Origin of the sequence: Serratia sp. 2880STDY5682894 (genome assembly GCF_001537385.1) — a bacterium.
Classification (GTDB): domain Bacteria; phylum Pseudomonadota; class Gammaproteobacteria; order Enterobacterales; family Enterobacteriaceae; genus Serratia; species Serratia nevei.
On sequence record NZ_FCJA01000002.1, the window covers coordinates 282,176 to 295,648 of the forward strand.

Genomic DNA, 13,473 nt, shown 5'->3' on the forward strand with positions numbered 1-13,473 from the left:
CCCACGCGATTCCCCCCCTGAACCTGCCATTTGCACCCGGTGCAACGGCGGGCGTCATATTTTGGCAATACGATCAATGCGATCATAACAACGACAGGCAAAGCAGATCCCATGCGATTGGACAAGTTTTTATCTCAGCAGTTAGGCATCAGCCGTGCGCTGGTGGCGCGCGAACTTCGGGCTAAACGCGTCACCGTGGACGGTGAGGTAGTGAAGAGCGGGGCGATCAAACTGACCCCGGAGCAAGAAGTGGCGTTCGACGGTAATCCGCTGCAGCAGCAGAACGGCCCGCGCTATTTCATGCTCAATAAACCGCAGGGCTACGTCTGCTCCACCGACGATCCCGATCATCCGACGGTGCTGTATTTTCTCGATGAACCGGTCGCGTACAAGCTGCACGCCGCCGGACGGCTGGATATCGACACCACCGGGCTGGTGTTGATGACCGACGACGGGCAGTGGTCGCACCGCGTCACGTCGCCGCGCCACCACTGCGAGAAAACCTATCTGGTGACGCTGGAGCACCCGTTGGCGGAAGACACCGCGCAGCGTTTCGCCGAAGGGGTGCAACTGCACAACGAGAAAGACCTGACGCGCCCGGCGACGCTGGAGCAGGTCGACGAGCGCGTAGTGCGCCTGACCCTCAGCGAAGGGCGCTACCACCAGGTGAAGCGGATGTTCGCTGCCGTCGGCAACCGGGTGATCGAGTTGCACCGTGAGCGCATCGGCGCCATCGTGCTGGATGACGATCTGGCGCCGGGCGAATACCGCCCACTGACCGAAGAAGAGATCGCCAGCGTGGGCGCGCCGCACCTGCAGGACTGAAAACCGATCATCGATTGCGGCCGATTAAGGAGTCGTGGAACGTGCAACAGAACCGAACCTCTCATCTCGGTTTGATTTTCATTTTGGGCCTGTTGTCCATGTTGATGCCGTTGGCCATCGACATGTACCTGCCCAGTATGCCGGTGATCGCCGCCCAGTTTGGCGTCGAGTCCGGCAGCGTGCAGATGACCCTCAGCGCCTATATGCTCGGCTTTGCCTTCGGGCAGCTGTTCTATGGGCCGATGTCGGACAGCCTCGGCCGCAAGCCGGTGATCCTGTGGGGAACGCTGATCTTCGCCATCGCCGGCTGCGCCTGCGCCATGGCGCAATCGATCGATCAGCTGATCGGGCTGCGTTTCCTGCACGGCCTGGCGGCGGCGGCCGCCAGCGTGGTGATCAATGCCCTGATGCGCGATATGTTCACCAAGGATGAGTTCTCGCGCATGATGTCGTTCGTCATTCTGGTGATGACCATCGCGCCGCTGCTGGCGCCGATGATCGGCGGTGCGCTGTTGCTGTGGTTCAGCTGGCACGCCATCTTTTGGACCATGGGCGCCGCGGCGTTGATCGGTTCACTGCTGGTGGCCCTGTTCATCAAGGAGACGCTGCCGAAAGAGCGCCGACAACGGTTCCACCTGCGCACCACGCTGGGCAACTTCGGTTCGCTGTTCCGCCATAAGCGGGTGCTCAGCTACATGCTCGCCAGCGCCTTCTCGTTTGCGGGCATGTTCTCGTTCCTCAGCGCCGGGCCGTTCGTCTACATCGAACTGAACCACGTTTCGCCGCAGCATTTCGGCTACTATTTTGCGCTGAACATCGTCTTCCTGTTCCTGACGACGCTGATCAACAGCCGCAACGTGCGGCGGTTCGGCGCGGTCAAGATGTTCAAGCTGGGGCTGTTGGTACAGTTGGCGATGGGGCTGTGGCTGGTGGCGGTGAGCGCCGTCGGCCTGGGCTTCTGGGCGCTGGTGATCGGCGTTGCGGTCTATCTGGGGTGCATCGCGATGATCTCCTCCAACGCCATGGCGGTGATCCTGGATGACTTCCCGCATATGGCGGGCACTGCGTCTTCGCTGGCCGGCACGTTGCGCTTCAGCATCGGCGCGCTGGTGGGGGCGGTCCTGTCGATGGCGCCGGGTAAAAGCGCGTGGCCCATGGTTACCTCAATGGCGCTGTGCAGCATCGTGGCGGTGCTGTTTTATCTTTACGCCAGCCGGCCACGCGATCGCGCGGCCTGACGTTCTCCCAATGCGGGGCGTGTCGCCCCGCATCGTCATAGGGTTGCGCCCTGCCATTTCAGGGTGCAACTGGCAATTGAAATTTTGTTGCTAAATATACGCAAGCTAATCAATTGGCCATTTTCCCCTCTGTGTGTTTTTTGTTAAAAAATTCCGCCGCCGCACCACCCCATATTCCCCGGGAGGCGCGGCGTTCTGCCGGCTGAGCGCGGCGGGGGGTTTGTATTAGGTTTGATGTAAATCAAGGTATTAGCAGGGAAGGCTGCGCTAACGTGGTGGGGAAAATGTTTCTTCATTGTAAAAATATGGCGACGGAAAAGTAGTCGCATTGCAAGAAAAAAGAGTTGAGATCGCTGCGGGAAAGGGTTACATATAACGCAAAAATGCGAGCTGAGTCGCAAAATGCCGTGAAATAACACCGCACGGCGCGCCAAAAAATGGCACGGCATCGGCAAGCACGGGGTCTGGTTAATGGCTAGCGGCAAAATTTACATTTAAATAACATTTGTGCGCGGCAGAGTCGGGAGTCAGCGGCTATAACTTAGTAACCCTGTCAGGTAAAAGTGTTTCACCTTTTCAATCTAGGGATTTCATGTGGAGAATATCCAACTTTCGGTAGTGCATCGCTTGCCGCAAAGTTATCGTTGGCTATCCGGTTTCACCGGCGTGAAGGTAGAACCGATTCCGTTTAACGGAATAGACGAAGATAACAACCTGATAGGGCTGAAGTTACTCAGCCATGAAGGGGCCGAGGCCTGGCAGGTAATGCAACAGCTTAATCTGTCGCTGCAGGAGATTCAGGTCGACTGCGCGATCGTCGAATGGGAAGGGGAGCCTTGCCTGTTCGTGCAGCGCAGCGACGAGAGCGCCACCATGTGCCGCCTGAAAAACGTCGGCGCCGCGATCGCCGAACCGCTCAGCGCGCAATACCCTTTCTAGAATTCGCCGCTAATCCGCCAACTGCAGCAGTTGACGGGTATAGTCGGCGGCGGGCGCCGCGAAAATCGCCCGGCAGTCTCCCTGTTCAACCACTTCTCCCTGTCGCAACACGATGACCTGGTGGCATAGCGAACGCACCACCTGCAGGTCATGGCTGATGAACAGATAAGCCAGCCGGTGGCGTTGCTGCAGCGATTTCAGCAGCGTCAGGATCTGCGCCTGCACCGATTTATCCAGCGAAGAGGTCGGCTCGTCGAGGATCAGCAGCTGCGGCTGCAGGATCAGCGCGCGCGCGATGGCGATACGCTGGCGTTGCCCGCCGGAAAACTCGGTAGGATAGCGATGGCGCAGCTGCGGATCCAGGCCGACTTCCTGCAACACCTCGATCACGCGCTGTTCCCGCTGCTCTGTGCTAAGCCGCTGGTGCACTTCCAGCCCTTCGGCGATGATTTGCTGCACGTTCAGGCGCGGGTTCAGGGCGGAGTAGGGATCCTGGAAGACGATTTGCATCCGGCTGCGGTAGGGCAGCATCTGCTTCATCGTGAGCGGGTGCAGCGGTTCGCCGTCGAACCAGATGGCGCCCTGCGAGGCCAACAGGCGCAGCAGCGCCAGCCCGGTGGTGCTTTTACCCGAGCCGGATTCCCCCACCAGCCCCACGCTTTCCCCGGCGCGCAGCTCGAAACTCAATGATTTCAATGCATAGTGATAATCCACCGTGCGGCGCAGCAGGCCGCGGCGAATGGGGAAGCGTACCTGTAGATTTTCCACCTTGAGCAGCGGCCGCTCGTCGTCGGGGCGCCCGTTGGCCGCGGCAGGCAGCGGCAGCGGTTCACCGACGTCCTCGGCGGCCAGCAGCTGCTGCGTGTAAGGATGCTGCGGCCGGCTGAACAGCTGCGCACGGCCGTTTTGCTCCACGCTGCGGCCCTGGCGCATCACCGCTACGTTGTCCGCCAGGCGGCGCACGATATTCAGGTTATGGGTGATGAACAAGAGCCCCATGCCCATCTCCTGCTTCAGCTCTTGCAGCAGCGTCAGGATCTGCGCCTGGATAGTGACGTCGAGCGCGGTGGTGGGCTCGTCGGCGATCAGCAGTTTCGGGCGAGTCAGCACCGCCATGGCGATCATCACCCGCTGGCGTTCACCGCCGGACAGCTGATGCGGGTAATCCTGCAGCCGGCTTTTGGCCTGACGGATACCGACGCGCTCCAGGCATTCGACGATCTCTGCGCGCGCGGCTTCGCGCCGCAGGCCGCGGTGCAGCATCAGCACTTCCGCGAGCTGTTTTTCGATGGTGTGCAGCGGGTTAAGCGACACCATCGGTTCCTGAAAGATCATCGCGATCTGATTGCCTCGCACCTTGCGCAGCGCCGCTTCCGGCGCATGCAGCAACGAGTCGCCGTTGAACAGGATATCACCGGCAGGGTAAACCACCGGCGGCGCGGGCAGCAGGCGCAGTATCGACAGGGCGGTGACGCTTTTGCCGGAGCCGGATTCCCCCACCAGCGCCAGCGTTTCCGCCGGCGCGATTTGCAGCGAGAGTGCGTTGACCACCGGCGTGACGGTGTCGCCCTGGCGAAAGGCGATGCTGAGATCCTGAATAGCGAGCAAAGGAGTGGCCATATCAATGCGCCTTGCTGGGGTCAAAGGCGTCGCGTACCGCTTCGCCGATAAAGATTAATAACGACAGCAGCACCGCCAAGACCAGGAAGGCGGTGATGCCGAGCCACGGCGCCTGCAGATTGTTTTTGCCCTGCAGCAGCAATTCGCCGAGCGACGGCGAGCCTATCGGCAGACCGAAACCGAGGAAATCGAGCGACGTCAGGGTGGTGATCGAGCCGCACAGGATAAACGGCAGGAAGGTCAGCGTCGCCACCATGGCGTTGGGCAGCATATGGCGGGACATGATCACCCGATCCGGTACGCCCATGGCGCGCGCGGCGCGGATGTAGTCAAAATTGCGCGTGCGCAGGAATTCGGCGCGCACTACCCCCACCAGGCTCATCCAGCCGAACAGGATGGTGATGCCGAGCAGCCACCAGAAATTGGGCTGGACGATGCTCGACAGCAGAATGATCAGAAACAGCGTCGGCATGCCCGACCACACTTCGATAAAGCGCTGCCCCCACAGATCGAAACGCCCGCCGTAATACCCCTGGGTCGCGCCGACGCACACGCCGATCAGGCTGGAAAACAGCGTCAACGCCAGGCCGAACAGCATCGAGATGCGAAAACCGTACAGAACACGAGCGAGCACGTCGCCGCCGTTGCTGTCGGTGCCCAGCAGGTTGTGGCGCGAAGGCGGCGAGGGGAAGGGCACCTCGGTGGCGAAGTTGATGGTGTCGTAGCTGAAGCGGATCGGCGCCCAAACCGCCCAGCCGTGCCGTTCGATCTGCCGCTGTACGAACGGATCCTGATAGTCGGCTTCGGTGTTCAGCTCGCCGCCGAAGGCGGTTTCGCTGTAGTTAATCATAAACGGTAGGTACAACCGGCCTTCATAACGCACCAACAGCGGTTTGTCATTGGCGATCAGATCGGCGGCCAGGCTCAGGGTGAATAGCACCAAGAAGATCCACAGCGACCAGTAGCCGCGGCGGTTGCGGCGAAAACGCGCCCAGCGCGCCTGGTTGATCGGGCTAAGGCGGCTCATTGGCGGGCCTCGAAGTCAATGCGCGGATCGACCAGGGTGTAGGTGATATCGCTGAGGATATTCAACAGCAGGCCGATCAGGGTGAAGATATACAGCGTGCCGAACATCACCGGGTAGTCGCGCTGCAGCGTGGCGTCGTAGCCCAGCAGCCCCAGGCCGTTGAGCGAGAACATCACCTCAATCAGCAGCGAGCCGGTGAAGAACATGCTGATAAAGGTGGCCGGAAAACCGGCGATCACCAGCAGCATGGCGTTGCGGAACACGTGGCGGTAGAGGATTTTTTTCTCATCCAGCCCTTTGGCGCGGGCGGTGGTGACGTACTGCTTGCGGATCTCGTCGAGGAACGAGTTCTTGGTCAGCATGGTCAGGGTGGCGAAGCCGCCGATCACCGTCGCCAGCACCGGCAGGGTGATGTGCCACAGGTAGTCGGCGATCTTTGCCGGCCACGAGAGGGTGTCGAAGTTGCTGGACACCAGGCCGCGCAGCGGGAACCAGTCCAGGTAGCTGCCGCCGGCGAACAGCACGATCATCAGGATGGCGAACAGGAAAGCCGGAATGGCGTAGCCGATGATGATCAGCGTGCTGCTCCAGGTATCGAACGCGCTGCCGTTGTGGACGGCCTTGCGGATGCCGAGCGGGATCGACACCAGGTAAATGATCAGCGTGCTCCAAAGGCCCAGCGTGATGGAGACCGGCAGGCTCTGGCCGATCAGCTGCATCACCGAAGCGCCGCGAAACAGGCTGTCGCCGAAGTCGAAGCGCATATAGTTCCACAGCATGGTGAAGTAGCGTTCGTGCAGCGGTTTGTCGAAGCCGTAACGTTGGGTGATCTCGGCGATCACCTCCGGATCCAGGCCGCGCGAACCGCGGTATTGGCCGTCGCCAGCCGCGATGCCCGCCCGGGCATGGCCCAGGCCTTCACCTGCGCCGCCGCTGCCAAAACCGCTGCCGTGCCCCAGCTCAATGGCGGCGATGGCCTGATCGACCGGACCGCCGGGCGCAATTTGCACGATAAAAAAGTTGATGGTGATGATCGCCCACAGCGTGGGGATCACCAATAACAGTCTGCGTATCAGATAGGCCGCCATTCCGACTCCTTATTGCCGTTGAGCCGGTAAACGCGCCGCCTTGTTGACGTCGTACCACCAGTTGTCGAAGCCGATCGCATAGGCCGGGCGGATCGGCGGCGTGGAGAACTTGTCCCAATAGGCGTAGCGATCGTGGTTGGAGTACCACATCGGCAGCATGTAGTTGTTCCAGGTCAGCACCCGGTCCAGCGCGCGGCCGAGCGGCAGCAGGGCTTTTTCGTCGCCCTGATGGGCGGCGATTTGCCTGACCAGGCTGTCGACCGCCGGATCTTTGACGCCGGCCGTGTTGTAGCTGGAATCGATGTACTGCGAATCCCACAGGATTTGCAGATCGGCGCTGGGGAACGGCATCGCCATGTACACCGTCGACATCATGTCGAAATCGCGCTCGCGCATGCGACGGGTGTACTGCGAGGCATCAACCTCGCGAATTTGCATCTCGATGCCCAGCCGCTGCAGGTTGTGGCGGAAGGGTAATACGTACTGGAAGTTGCTGCCGCTCAGCAGCATCAATTCGAAGGTGAACGGCTGACCGGTTTTGGCGTTGACCAGCTTTTGATTTTTGACCACCCAACCGGCTTCTTTCAGTAGTTGAGTCGCTTTCAGCAGATTTTGCCGATCGTTGCCGCTGCCGTCGGAGGAGGGCGGCTGGTAGATGCTGGTAAACACCTCCGGCGGTATCTGGCCTTTGAGCGGTGCCAGCAAGGCCAGTTCGGCGGCGTCCGGGTAGCTACGGGCGGCGTAGGCGGTGTTTTGGAAATAGCTGTCGGCGCGCTGATAAGCGTTGTAATACAGCGCCTTGTTCATCCAGTTGAAGTCGAAAGCCAGGCCAATCGCTTCCCGTACCCGGCGATCGGCAAACAGCGGTTTTTGCAGGTTGAACGCCAGCCAGCGGGTATTCTGCGCCGCCTGGTTGGTCTCGTCCTGCTTGATGATGTAGTTGCGCGCGAAGTTGCCGCCCTGGTACTGGGTGGCCCAGCTTTTGGGCGACGGCTCGATGCGGAAATCGTAAGCCCCGGCCTTGAAGGCTTCCAGCGCCACTTTATCGTCCAGGTAATAATCGTAGCGAATGCTGTCGAAGTTATAGCGGCCGCGATTCACCGGCAGGTTGGCGGCCCAGTAGTCGCGCACTCGCTGGTAGGTGATGTACTGGCCGAGGCGGTAATCGCCGATTTTATACGGGCCGCTGGCGAGCGGCGGGGTGCTGAGCGGTTCGTTGAGCTTATGGTTTTTCCAGAAGCTTTCCGGCAATACGCGCAGGCTGAGCAGGCTGAGGATTTGCTCACGGTTGGCTTTAGGCAGCTCGATGCGCACCGTCAGCCGGGAAATGGCCTTGACCGTGACGCCTTTGTAATAGGAGCGAAACTGCGGCACGCCTTCGGTCATGAATTTATTGAAGGTGAAGGCCACGTCGGCGGCGGTGATCGGGCTGCCGTCTTGGAAGCGGGCGCGCGCGTTGATATCCAACTCCATCCAGCGCATGTCGGCCGGGAAACGGGCCGATTCGGCAATCAGCGGATAATAGCTGCCGGGTTCGTCGTCGGAGTTGGTGAACAGCGTATCGTACAGCTCCATCGTGCGTTCACCGGGTACGCCACGGGTGGCGAAGCGGTTGAAGTTGTCGTAGGTGCCGATGGCCGCCAGCCGTACGTCGCCGCCCTTGGGCGCCGCCGGGTTGACGTAGTCGAAATGGCTGAAGTCGGTGGCGTATTTCGGTTCACCGAGAAGGGCGAAAGCGTAGCTTTCGTTGAGGGCTTCGGCCTGCAGACCGAAGCTCAGTGCCGAGAGCACCAGAGCAGCGAAAATGCGCACGGACATCGGACGGTAAGCTCCTGCTGTGGAATAAAGTACAACCTGCGCCCAGCATAACATTCTTCGGGTGGGCGCAGGGTAAAGATGCTTAAAGATTAACTATTTTTTTGCCTGATAATCAAAGACCTGATGAGCATTGCAGTAGGCGACGAAGTTGTCGATGCTCAGCGGCTTGCTGAAGTAGTATCCCTGCATGAAGTTGACGCCGTGTTCTTGCAGGAACTGCATCTGCTCGGCGGTTTCGACGCCTTCGGCCACCGTCAGCATTTTCAGCTTTTTCGCCAGCGAGATCACCGCATCCAGCACCGGCGCGGTGACCGTGTCCTGGCCAATGGTGTTGACGAAGCCACGGTCGATCTTCAGGTAATCCATGGTGAAGCGCTCAAGATAGATCAACGCGCTGTGCCCGGTGCCAAAATCGTCTACCGCGATCTCGATGCCCTGTTTGTGCAGCCAGTCAAACTCCGCCAGCGCGCTCTCTTCTTCCACCATGCCGCGCTCGGTGATTTCAAACACCAGCGTAAAGTAATCACCCGGCAGCTGCGCCAACAGTTCATACACGTCCTGGTGGAAGGACGGTGCGCTAAGGTGGGCGGGGGAGATGTTGAGGCCGACTTTACCTCCCCGTGGCAGCGCTTTGGCAAGCTGCGGCGCATCTTCGGCGATCAGCCTGAACAGCTGGCGGGTAAGCGGCACGATCAGCCCGTTGCTTTCGGCGTAGGGGATAAAGACATCGGGCGGGATGCGGCCCTCGATCGGATGCTGCCAGCGAATCAGCGCTTCCAGCCCGCCGATGCTGTTGCTGTCGGTGTGGAACACCGGCTGGTATTCGATAAAGAACTCGTTGCGCTTGATGCCGCGCAGCAGCGCGCGCTCCGGGCTTTGCCGCAGCAGCAGCATGTAGTAGCAGAGTACGCCGATCATCAATGACAGCACCAGGCTGCCCAACAGCGTCAGGCGAATGTCGTTGGGCGTCAGCTTCTCGTTGTAGAACATGATGGTCAACGGCAGATTGGGCAGCGTCAGGTTATCCGCCTTGCCTTTCGGCAGTTGATCGACCGGCATCAGGTTCGGGCTGAAAGTGGTCAGCGCGCGATTGCCCATCACGATGGCGATGCCCGGCGCCTGTTCGTCGTGCGAGGTGAACAGCAGATAGGGCATCAGATCGATGTCCAGCGTAGCGAGGATGCCGGTGGCCTGCTCGCCGGGATGCCGCAGCCAAACCGCAACCGCAGGCTTATTTGGCACGATCGGCGTGCCCTGCTGCAGCTTGAGATCCAAAGGCAGATCCCAGTCGATGTCCTGATAGAGGTTTTTCATCGGCAGCATCATGTCGCCGGTGGCGGAGGAGCAATAGGCGTAGCCGTCTTTCACCAACAGAAAGGTGCGCACGCCGCTGGTAAAGGCCGCCTGGTAGGTAATGTCCGACTGGCTGGAGAGGCAAGGCTTGTCCAACAGCGGCATCATTTGCTGCATCACGGCCGTCAGATGCGAGATATAACCCAGCGTGAACTTTTGCGTACGCGCTTCGACTTTATGTTGATATTGCGTGCGCTGGTGGTTGATCAAAGAAAGCGTGACCGCGGTGAATAGCGTAAAAAATACCAGAGCGGCGACGCCGCTTTTAGCCAGGCTGCGCTGTCGGTGAGAGACGCTGCGGGCGAAAGCCCTTTTCAAGCCCATAACCGAGTCCTCTGCAACAGGGCGTCAGGGGTGTCGCACAGCCAGTTAATGGATTGTACCAACGGCTTTTTTTTCATTTTTGCCTTTTTATCCCGTACCAACCGGCGGCGCCGTTTAAATACGCGGCGTCGCCGACAGAAATATAATGCGCCTATTCTAAGCGGAAACGTTTTAAATAACGCCGGGGCGCCGTTGCCGTCATCTGACGATAATAGGCGAGTTTTTCCTCGACGGCGCGATTTCCTGCCAACAGTTTATCAAAATAATGGCGTGCGGCGGCGTTAAGCGGGGAGAGGTGACGATAAGCCAGGGACCAAGCGCGAGGGCACCTGTTCAACCGCCAAAAAAAACGCCGCCCGTAGGCGGCGCTTATCGCTCGTTTGGTATTCGGAATCTTCAAGGCGATGCGCCGTCAGCCGCTGGTCAGCACCCGGCGCGCTTCTCGATAACGTTTGTCCCAATAGTTATCGGTCAGCTTGGAAATCATGACACCACTGCTGGTGGAGGCGTGAACGAATTGATCGTTGCCTAAATAGATGCCGACATGGCGACCGGTAGAGCCGGCGCGGAACAGCACCAAATCGCCGGCGCGCAGCTTGGTGCGCTGGATTTTCTTGCCGAGATCTTCCTGTTCATAGGTAGAGCGCGGTAAATCCATGCCGAACTGTTCGCGGAAGGTACGCTGCACAAACGCCGAGCAATCGATGCCGCGCTTGGTGTCACCGCCTAAGCGGTAGCGAACGCCTTTCCAGTCCGCGTACTGATCCATAATCTTTGACTTGACGTCAACGTTGCGGACCATCGCTTCGAATTCATCCTGAGAGGCTTGCAGTAAAAGACCGTCTTTGTCATTAACTGCACGCATCTCAGTTTGTGCGTTATTCAAGTTCGAAGTGTGAGTCGAGCTGCACGCTGACAGCATAACCGCCGCGGCAATTGCAGGGACTACCCGCAAAAAATATCTCAGAAACGGTTGAGATTTGACCATTGTTGTTGTTTTCCCTTGAAGTCCTTAACGACGAAAGTCGCTACCTGAAAAATGCCAAACGGAACGAGCCTAGTCCGCACCTGTTGCATCGACAACCAGTTACCGTTGAAAACGTGCGAGAACGCACATTTTTATCGGATTCCATACTGATTCGACTTAAACCAGGCACAAACGCATCTGAGATTACCGGAACAAATAGGGGATTGCGAGCCTTTTTCCCGTCTTTTTTATATGAATTTGTGATGTAACATAATGTAAATCTTCATATAAAAAACGCCAATTGTCCGATGTATGAATCTGGCGTGAAATCAGGTTGCAAAAGCGTTAACGGGCGGCGGTGAAATTTTGCGCGCGGCGCGGGGGGAGAGCACGGGAGGCGTGGGCCTCCCGGCATGAGTCATAGACGCAAGTTATGGTTGGCCGGGGCGGTGCTTGCCGGGCAACAGGCGATTCAACCGATCGACAATCCAGTCGCTGCAAGGCGTCATCAGCACCCAGCTGGCGCCAACCAGCACCACGGACAGCGAACCGACGGCGATATCGGTAAACCAGTGGGCGCCAATCATCACGCGTGGCAATGAAAAGACCAGCGTAATCAGCAGGGCGACGGCGAAGGCACCGCGGCCGAAATAGCGCAGCATAAAGCAGGAAAAAATAATCAGCATCATGCCGTGGTCGCCGGGGAAGCTGTCGCCGGAAGCGTCCTTGGTCGGGATGCCGGTCAGCTCGCTGACGCGATGGATATTGTCGAAGGTCAGGGTAGGGCTCGGATGTTTCACCGGCAGCAGATGGCCAAGCTGATTCAGCACCACGGCGGTCAGCAGCATCACCACGCCGGTGATCACCAGGCGGCGGCGGCCGGCGGCGTCCTGCTTCAGGTAGAAGTACAGATACAGCAGACCCATGGCGAGCAGCGAAATGACATCAAACGCGCGGTTATTGGTGATGGCGACCAGATGCAAAAATGCCGGGTCGGTAGCCAGATGGCGGTTAAAGAAGAAAAAAATCGCCGAATCCAGGGTAAACCAGCCGCCGTGATTGGCCGGCAGGAACCAGGACAGAAACAGCGCAACGCCCAGTAAGTTAAAGAAGAGAATGAAGGGTAAATTGCGGCGTGTCATGACATAACCTGTTGAAAAAATGAAAACGAAACAAAACCCGGCCGCCCTGCGACAACCGAGGGGGCAACGGTACGGGGTTTAACTTAAACGAATCTTAAACAAGGCGGATTGCAGGGCGTTCCAGTCGGTATTTTCGCTGTGGATCAGTTCAATCCGGCTGTCGAGCGGCGCGAGCGGGCGGGTTTCGATGTTGAGATCCTGCCCCTGACGATTGATCAGCAATGTGCCTTCGGGAATGCGCACCACGCCTTTGGCGCGTTCGACCGGCGCGAGTCGTACCCACTCCATAAAGCCGACGGTGTCGAACTGGGTGTCGGCGTCAAAAATCCAGCCGCAGCTGGTGAAGCCTTGCCCCTCGTTCAGCGCTCGCCGCCAGCGGGCGTGCTCCGGCAATCGCAGCGCTGCCAGCCCCTGCGTTTTCGCCTGACCATGATGATGCTGCGCGTCCGGTAATTCTGCACGATTCGTGCGCGGGAGGGACAACAGCGCGACATCCGCTTGGCCTTGCGCGATGGCGTAGCAGGGCCGCTGCAGCGGATCTTGCGCCCTCCAGGCTTCCAGCGCCCGCCTGTCTTCCGGCTGATAGGTATCGCTTTTGCTGGCCAGAATAACATCGGCCGCGGCCAGCTGATCGCGGAAGTTTTCGTTGTCGCGGTAGCGGGGTTGGCTGAGCTGGCGGGCATCCAGCAGGCACAGCGTGGCCTGCAGATCGATCCAGCCGGCATAGCTCTCCTGGGTCAGCAGCGACAGGATTTGCTTCGGGTGTCCGAGCCCGGTCGGCTCAATCAGCAACCGATCCGGTTTGGCCTGCTGCAGTAGCATATTCAAGCCCACCTGCATCGGCAGGCCGTTGACGCAGCACATGCAGCCGCCGGGGATCTCTTTGAGCACCGCGCCGCTGTCCGCCAGCAGCGCGCCGTCGATGCCTATTTCGCCGAATTCATTGACCAATACCGCCCAGCGTTCCTGTTCGGGCTTATGAGCCAGCAAATGGCGGATGGTGGTGGTTTTACCGCTGCCGAGAAAGCCGGTAATCAAATTGGTTTTGGTCATTAATAATTCCTGGCGTAAAAATTAACTTGCTTAATAAATGAGTTACCCTGCCTTGTCGGTGAAGCGGCCGCAATTTAAT

General features: G+C 59.1%; 11 protein-coding genes. 3 read left to right on the forward strand and 8 right to left on the reverse strand.

The annotated features are described in order from the left end of the window. The first annotated feature begins 111 nt into the window (after window positions 1-111). The 3 genes from rsuA to AWX27_RS06165 all read left to right on the forward strand — a co-directional run bounded on the left by rsuA (window position 112) and on the right by AWX27_RS06165 (window position 3,002). Window positions 112-825 carry a 16S rRNA pseudouridine(516) synthase RsuA gene (gene rsuA / locus AWX27_RS06155; RefSeq protein WP_060420171.1) on the forward strand — a complete coding sequence of 238 codons (714 nt, stop codon included), beginning with the start codon at window positions 112-114 and terminating at the stop codon, window positions 823-825. A gap of 41 nt (window positions 826-866) precedes the next feature. After that, entirely contained in the window at window positions 867-2,063 is a 1,197-nt protein-coding gene (locus AWX27_RS06160; protein ID WP_047730236.1) for a Bcr/CflA family multidrug efflux MFS transporter, read from the forward strand. Between the two features lie 594 nt (window positions 2,064-2,657). Further along, window positions 2,658-3,002 carry a YejG family protein gene (locus tag AWX27_RS06165; protein ID WP_047730237.1) on the forward strand — a complete coding sequence of 115 codons (345 nt, stop codon included), beginning with the start codon at window positions 2,658-2,660 and terminating at the stop codon, window positions 3,000-3,002. 9 nt (window positions 3,003-3,011) lie between these two features. Here the strand turns inward: AWX27_RS06165 and yejF are convergent, their stop codons facing one another. The 8 genes from yejF to AWX27_RS06205 all read right to left on the reverse strand — a co-directional run bounded on the left by yejF (window position 3,012) and on the right by AWX27_RS06205 (window position 13,394). After that, complete coding sequence (gene yejF / locus AWX27_RS06170; RefSeq protein ID WP_060420174.1) at window positions 3,012-4,622, reverse strand: microcin C ABC transporter ATP-binding protein YejF; 1,611 nt, start codon at window positions 4,620-4,622, stop codon at window positions 3,012-3,014. A gap of 1 nt (window position 4,623) precedes the next feature. Further along, window positions 4,624-5,649 carry an ABC transporter permease gene (locus AWX27_RS06175; RefSeq protein ID WP_060420176.1) on the reverse strand — a complete coding sequence of 342 codons (1,026 nt, stop codon included), beginning with the start codon at window positions 5,647-5,649 and terminating at the stop codon, window positions 4,624-4,626. After that, a complete protein-coding gene (locus AWX27_RS06180; protein WP_060420179.1) occupies window positions 5,646-6,737 on the reverse strand; it encodes a microcin C ABC transporter permease YejB in 1,092 nt (363 codons plus the stop codon). The genes AWX27_RS06175 and AWX27_RS06180 overlap by 4 nt, the downstream gene beginning before the upstream one ends. Window positions 6,738-6,746: 9 nt before the next feature. Then, window positions 6,747-8,555, reverse strand: coding sequence for an extracellular solute-binding protein (locus AWX27_RS06185; protein WP_060420182.1), 1,809 nt, complete (start codon window positions 8,553-8,555; stop codon window positions 6,747-6,749). A 93-nt stretch (window positions 8,556-8,648) separates the two neighbouring features. Then, on the reverse strand, window positions 8,649-10,232 hold the full coding sequence (locus AWX27_RS06190) for a cyclic di-GMP phosphodiesterase (RefSeq protein WP_060420184.1): 1,584 nt from the start codon (window positions 10,230-10,232) through the stop codon (window positions 8,649-8,651). A gap of 412 nt (window positions 10,233-10,644) precedes the next feature. Then, window positions 10,645-11,220, reverse strand: a complete 576-nt coding sequence (gene mepS / locus AWX27_RS06195; protein ID WP_038876300.1) for a bifunctional murein DD-endopeptidase/murein LD-carboxypeptidase — start codon at window positions 11,218-11,220, stop codon at window positions 10,645-10,647. A gap of 410 nt (window positions 11,221-11,630) precedes the next feature. After that, window positions 11,631-12,341, reverse strand: a complete 711-nt coding sequence (locus AWX27_RS06200; RefSeq protein WP_038876299.1) for a phosphatase PAP2 family protein — start codon at window positions 12,339-12,341, stop codon at window positions 11,631-11,633. 78 nt (window positions 12,342-12,419) lie between these two features. Further along, the gene (locus AWX27_RS06205; protein WP_060420186.1) at window positions 12,420-13,394 is read right to left on the reverse strand and encodes a CobW family GTP-binding protein; all 975 of its coding nucleotides are present in this window, start codon (window positions 13,392-13,394) and stop codon (window positions 12,420-12,422) included. Window positions 13,395-13,473: the final 79 nt, after the last annotated feature.

Coding starts and splice junctions, on each gene's coding strand:
- rsuA (WP_060420171.1), top strand. CDS start 112: ATGCGATTGGACAAGTTTTTATCTCAGCAGTTAGGCATCAGCCGTGCG.
- yejF (WP_060420174.1), bottom strand. CDS start 4,622: ATGGCCACTCCTTTGCTCGCTATTCAGGATCTCAGCATCGCCTTTCGC.
- AWX27_RS06175 (WP_060420176.1), bottom strand. CDS start 5,649: ATGAGCCGCCTTAGCCCGATCAACCAGGCGCGCTGGGCGCGTTTTCGC.
- AWX27_RS06180 (WP_060420179.1), bottom strand. CDS start 6,737: ATGGCGGCCTATCTGATACGCAGACTGTTATTGGTGATCCCCACGCTG.
- AWX27_RS06185 (WP_060420182.1), bottom strand. CDS start 8,555: ATGTCCGTGCGCATTTTCGCTGCTCTGGTGCTCTCGGCACTGAGCTTC.
- AWX27_RS06190 (WP_060420184.1), bottom strand. CDS start 10,232: ATGGGCTTGAAAAGGGCTTTCGCCCGCAGCGTCTCTCACCGACAGCGC.
- mepS (WP_038876300.1), bottom strand. CDS start 11,220: ATGGTCAAATCTCAACCGTTTCTGAGATATTTTTTGCGGGTAGTCCCT.
- AWX27_RS06200 (WP_038876299.1), bottom strand. CDS start 12,341: ATGACACGCCGCAATTTACCCTTCATTCTCTTCTTTAACTTACTGGGC.
- AWX27_RS06205 (WP_060420186.1), bottom strand. CDS start 13,394: ATGACCAAAACCAATTTGATTACCGGCTTTCTCGGCAGCGGTAAAACC.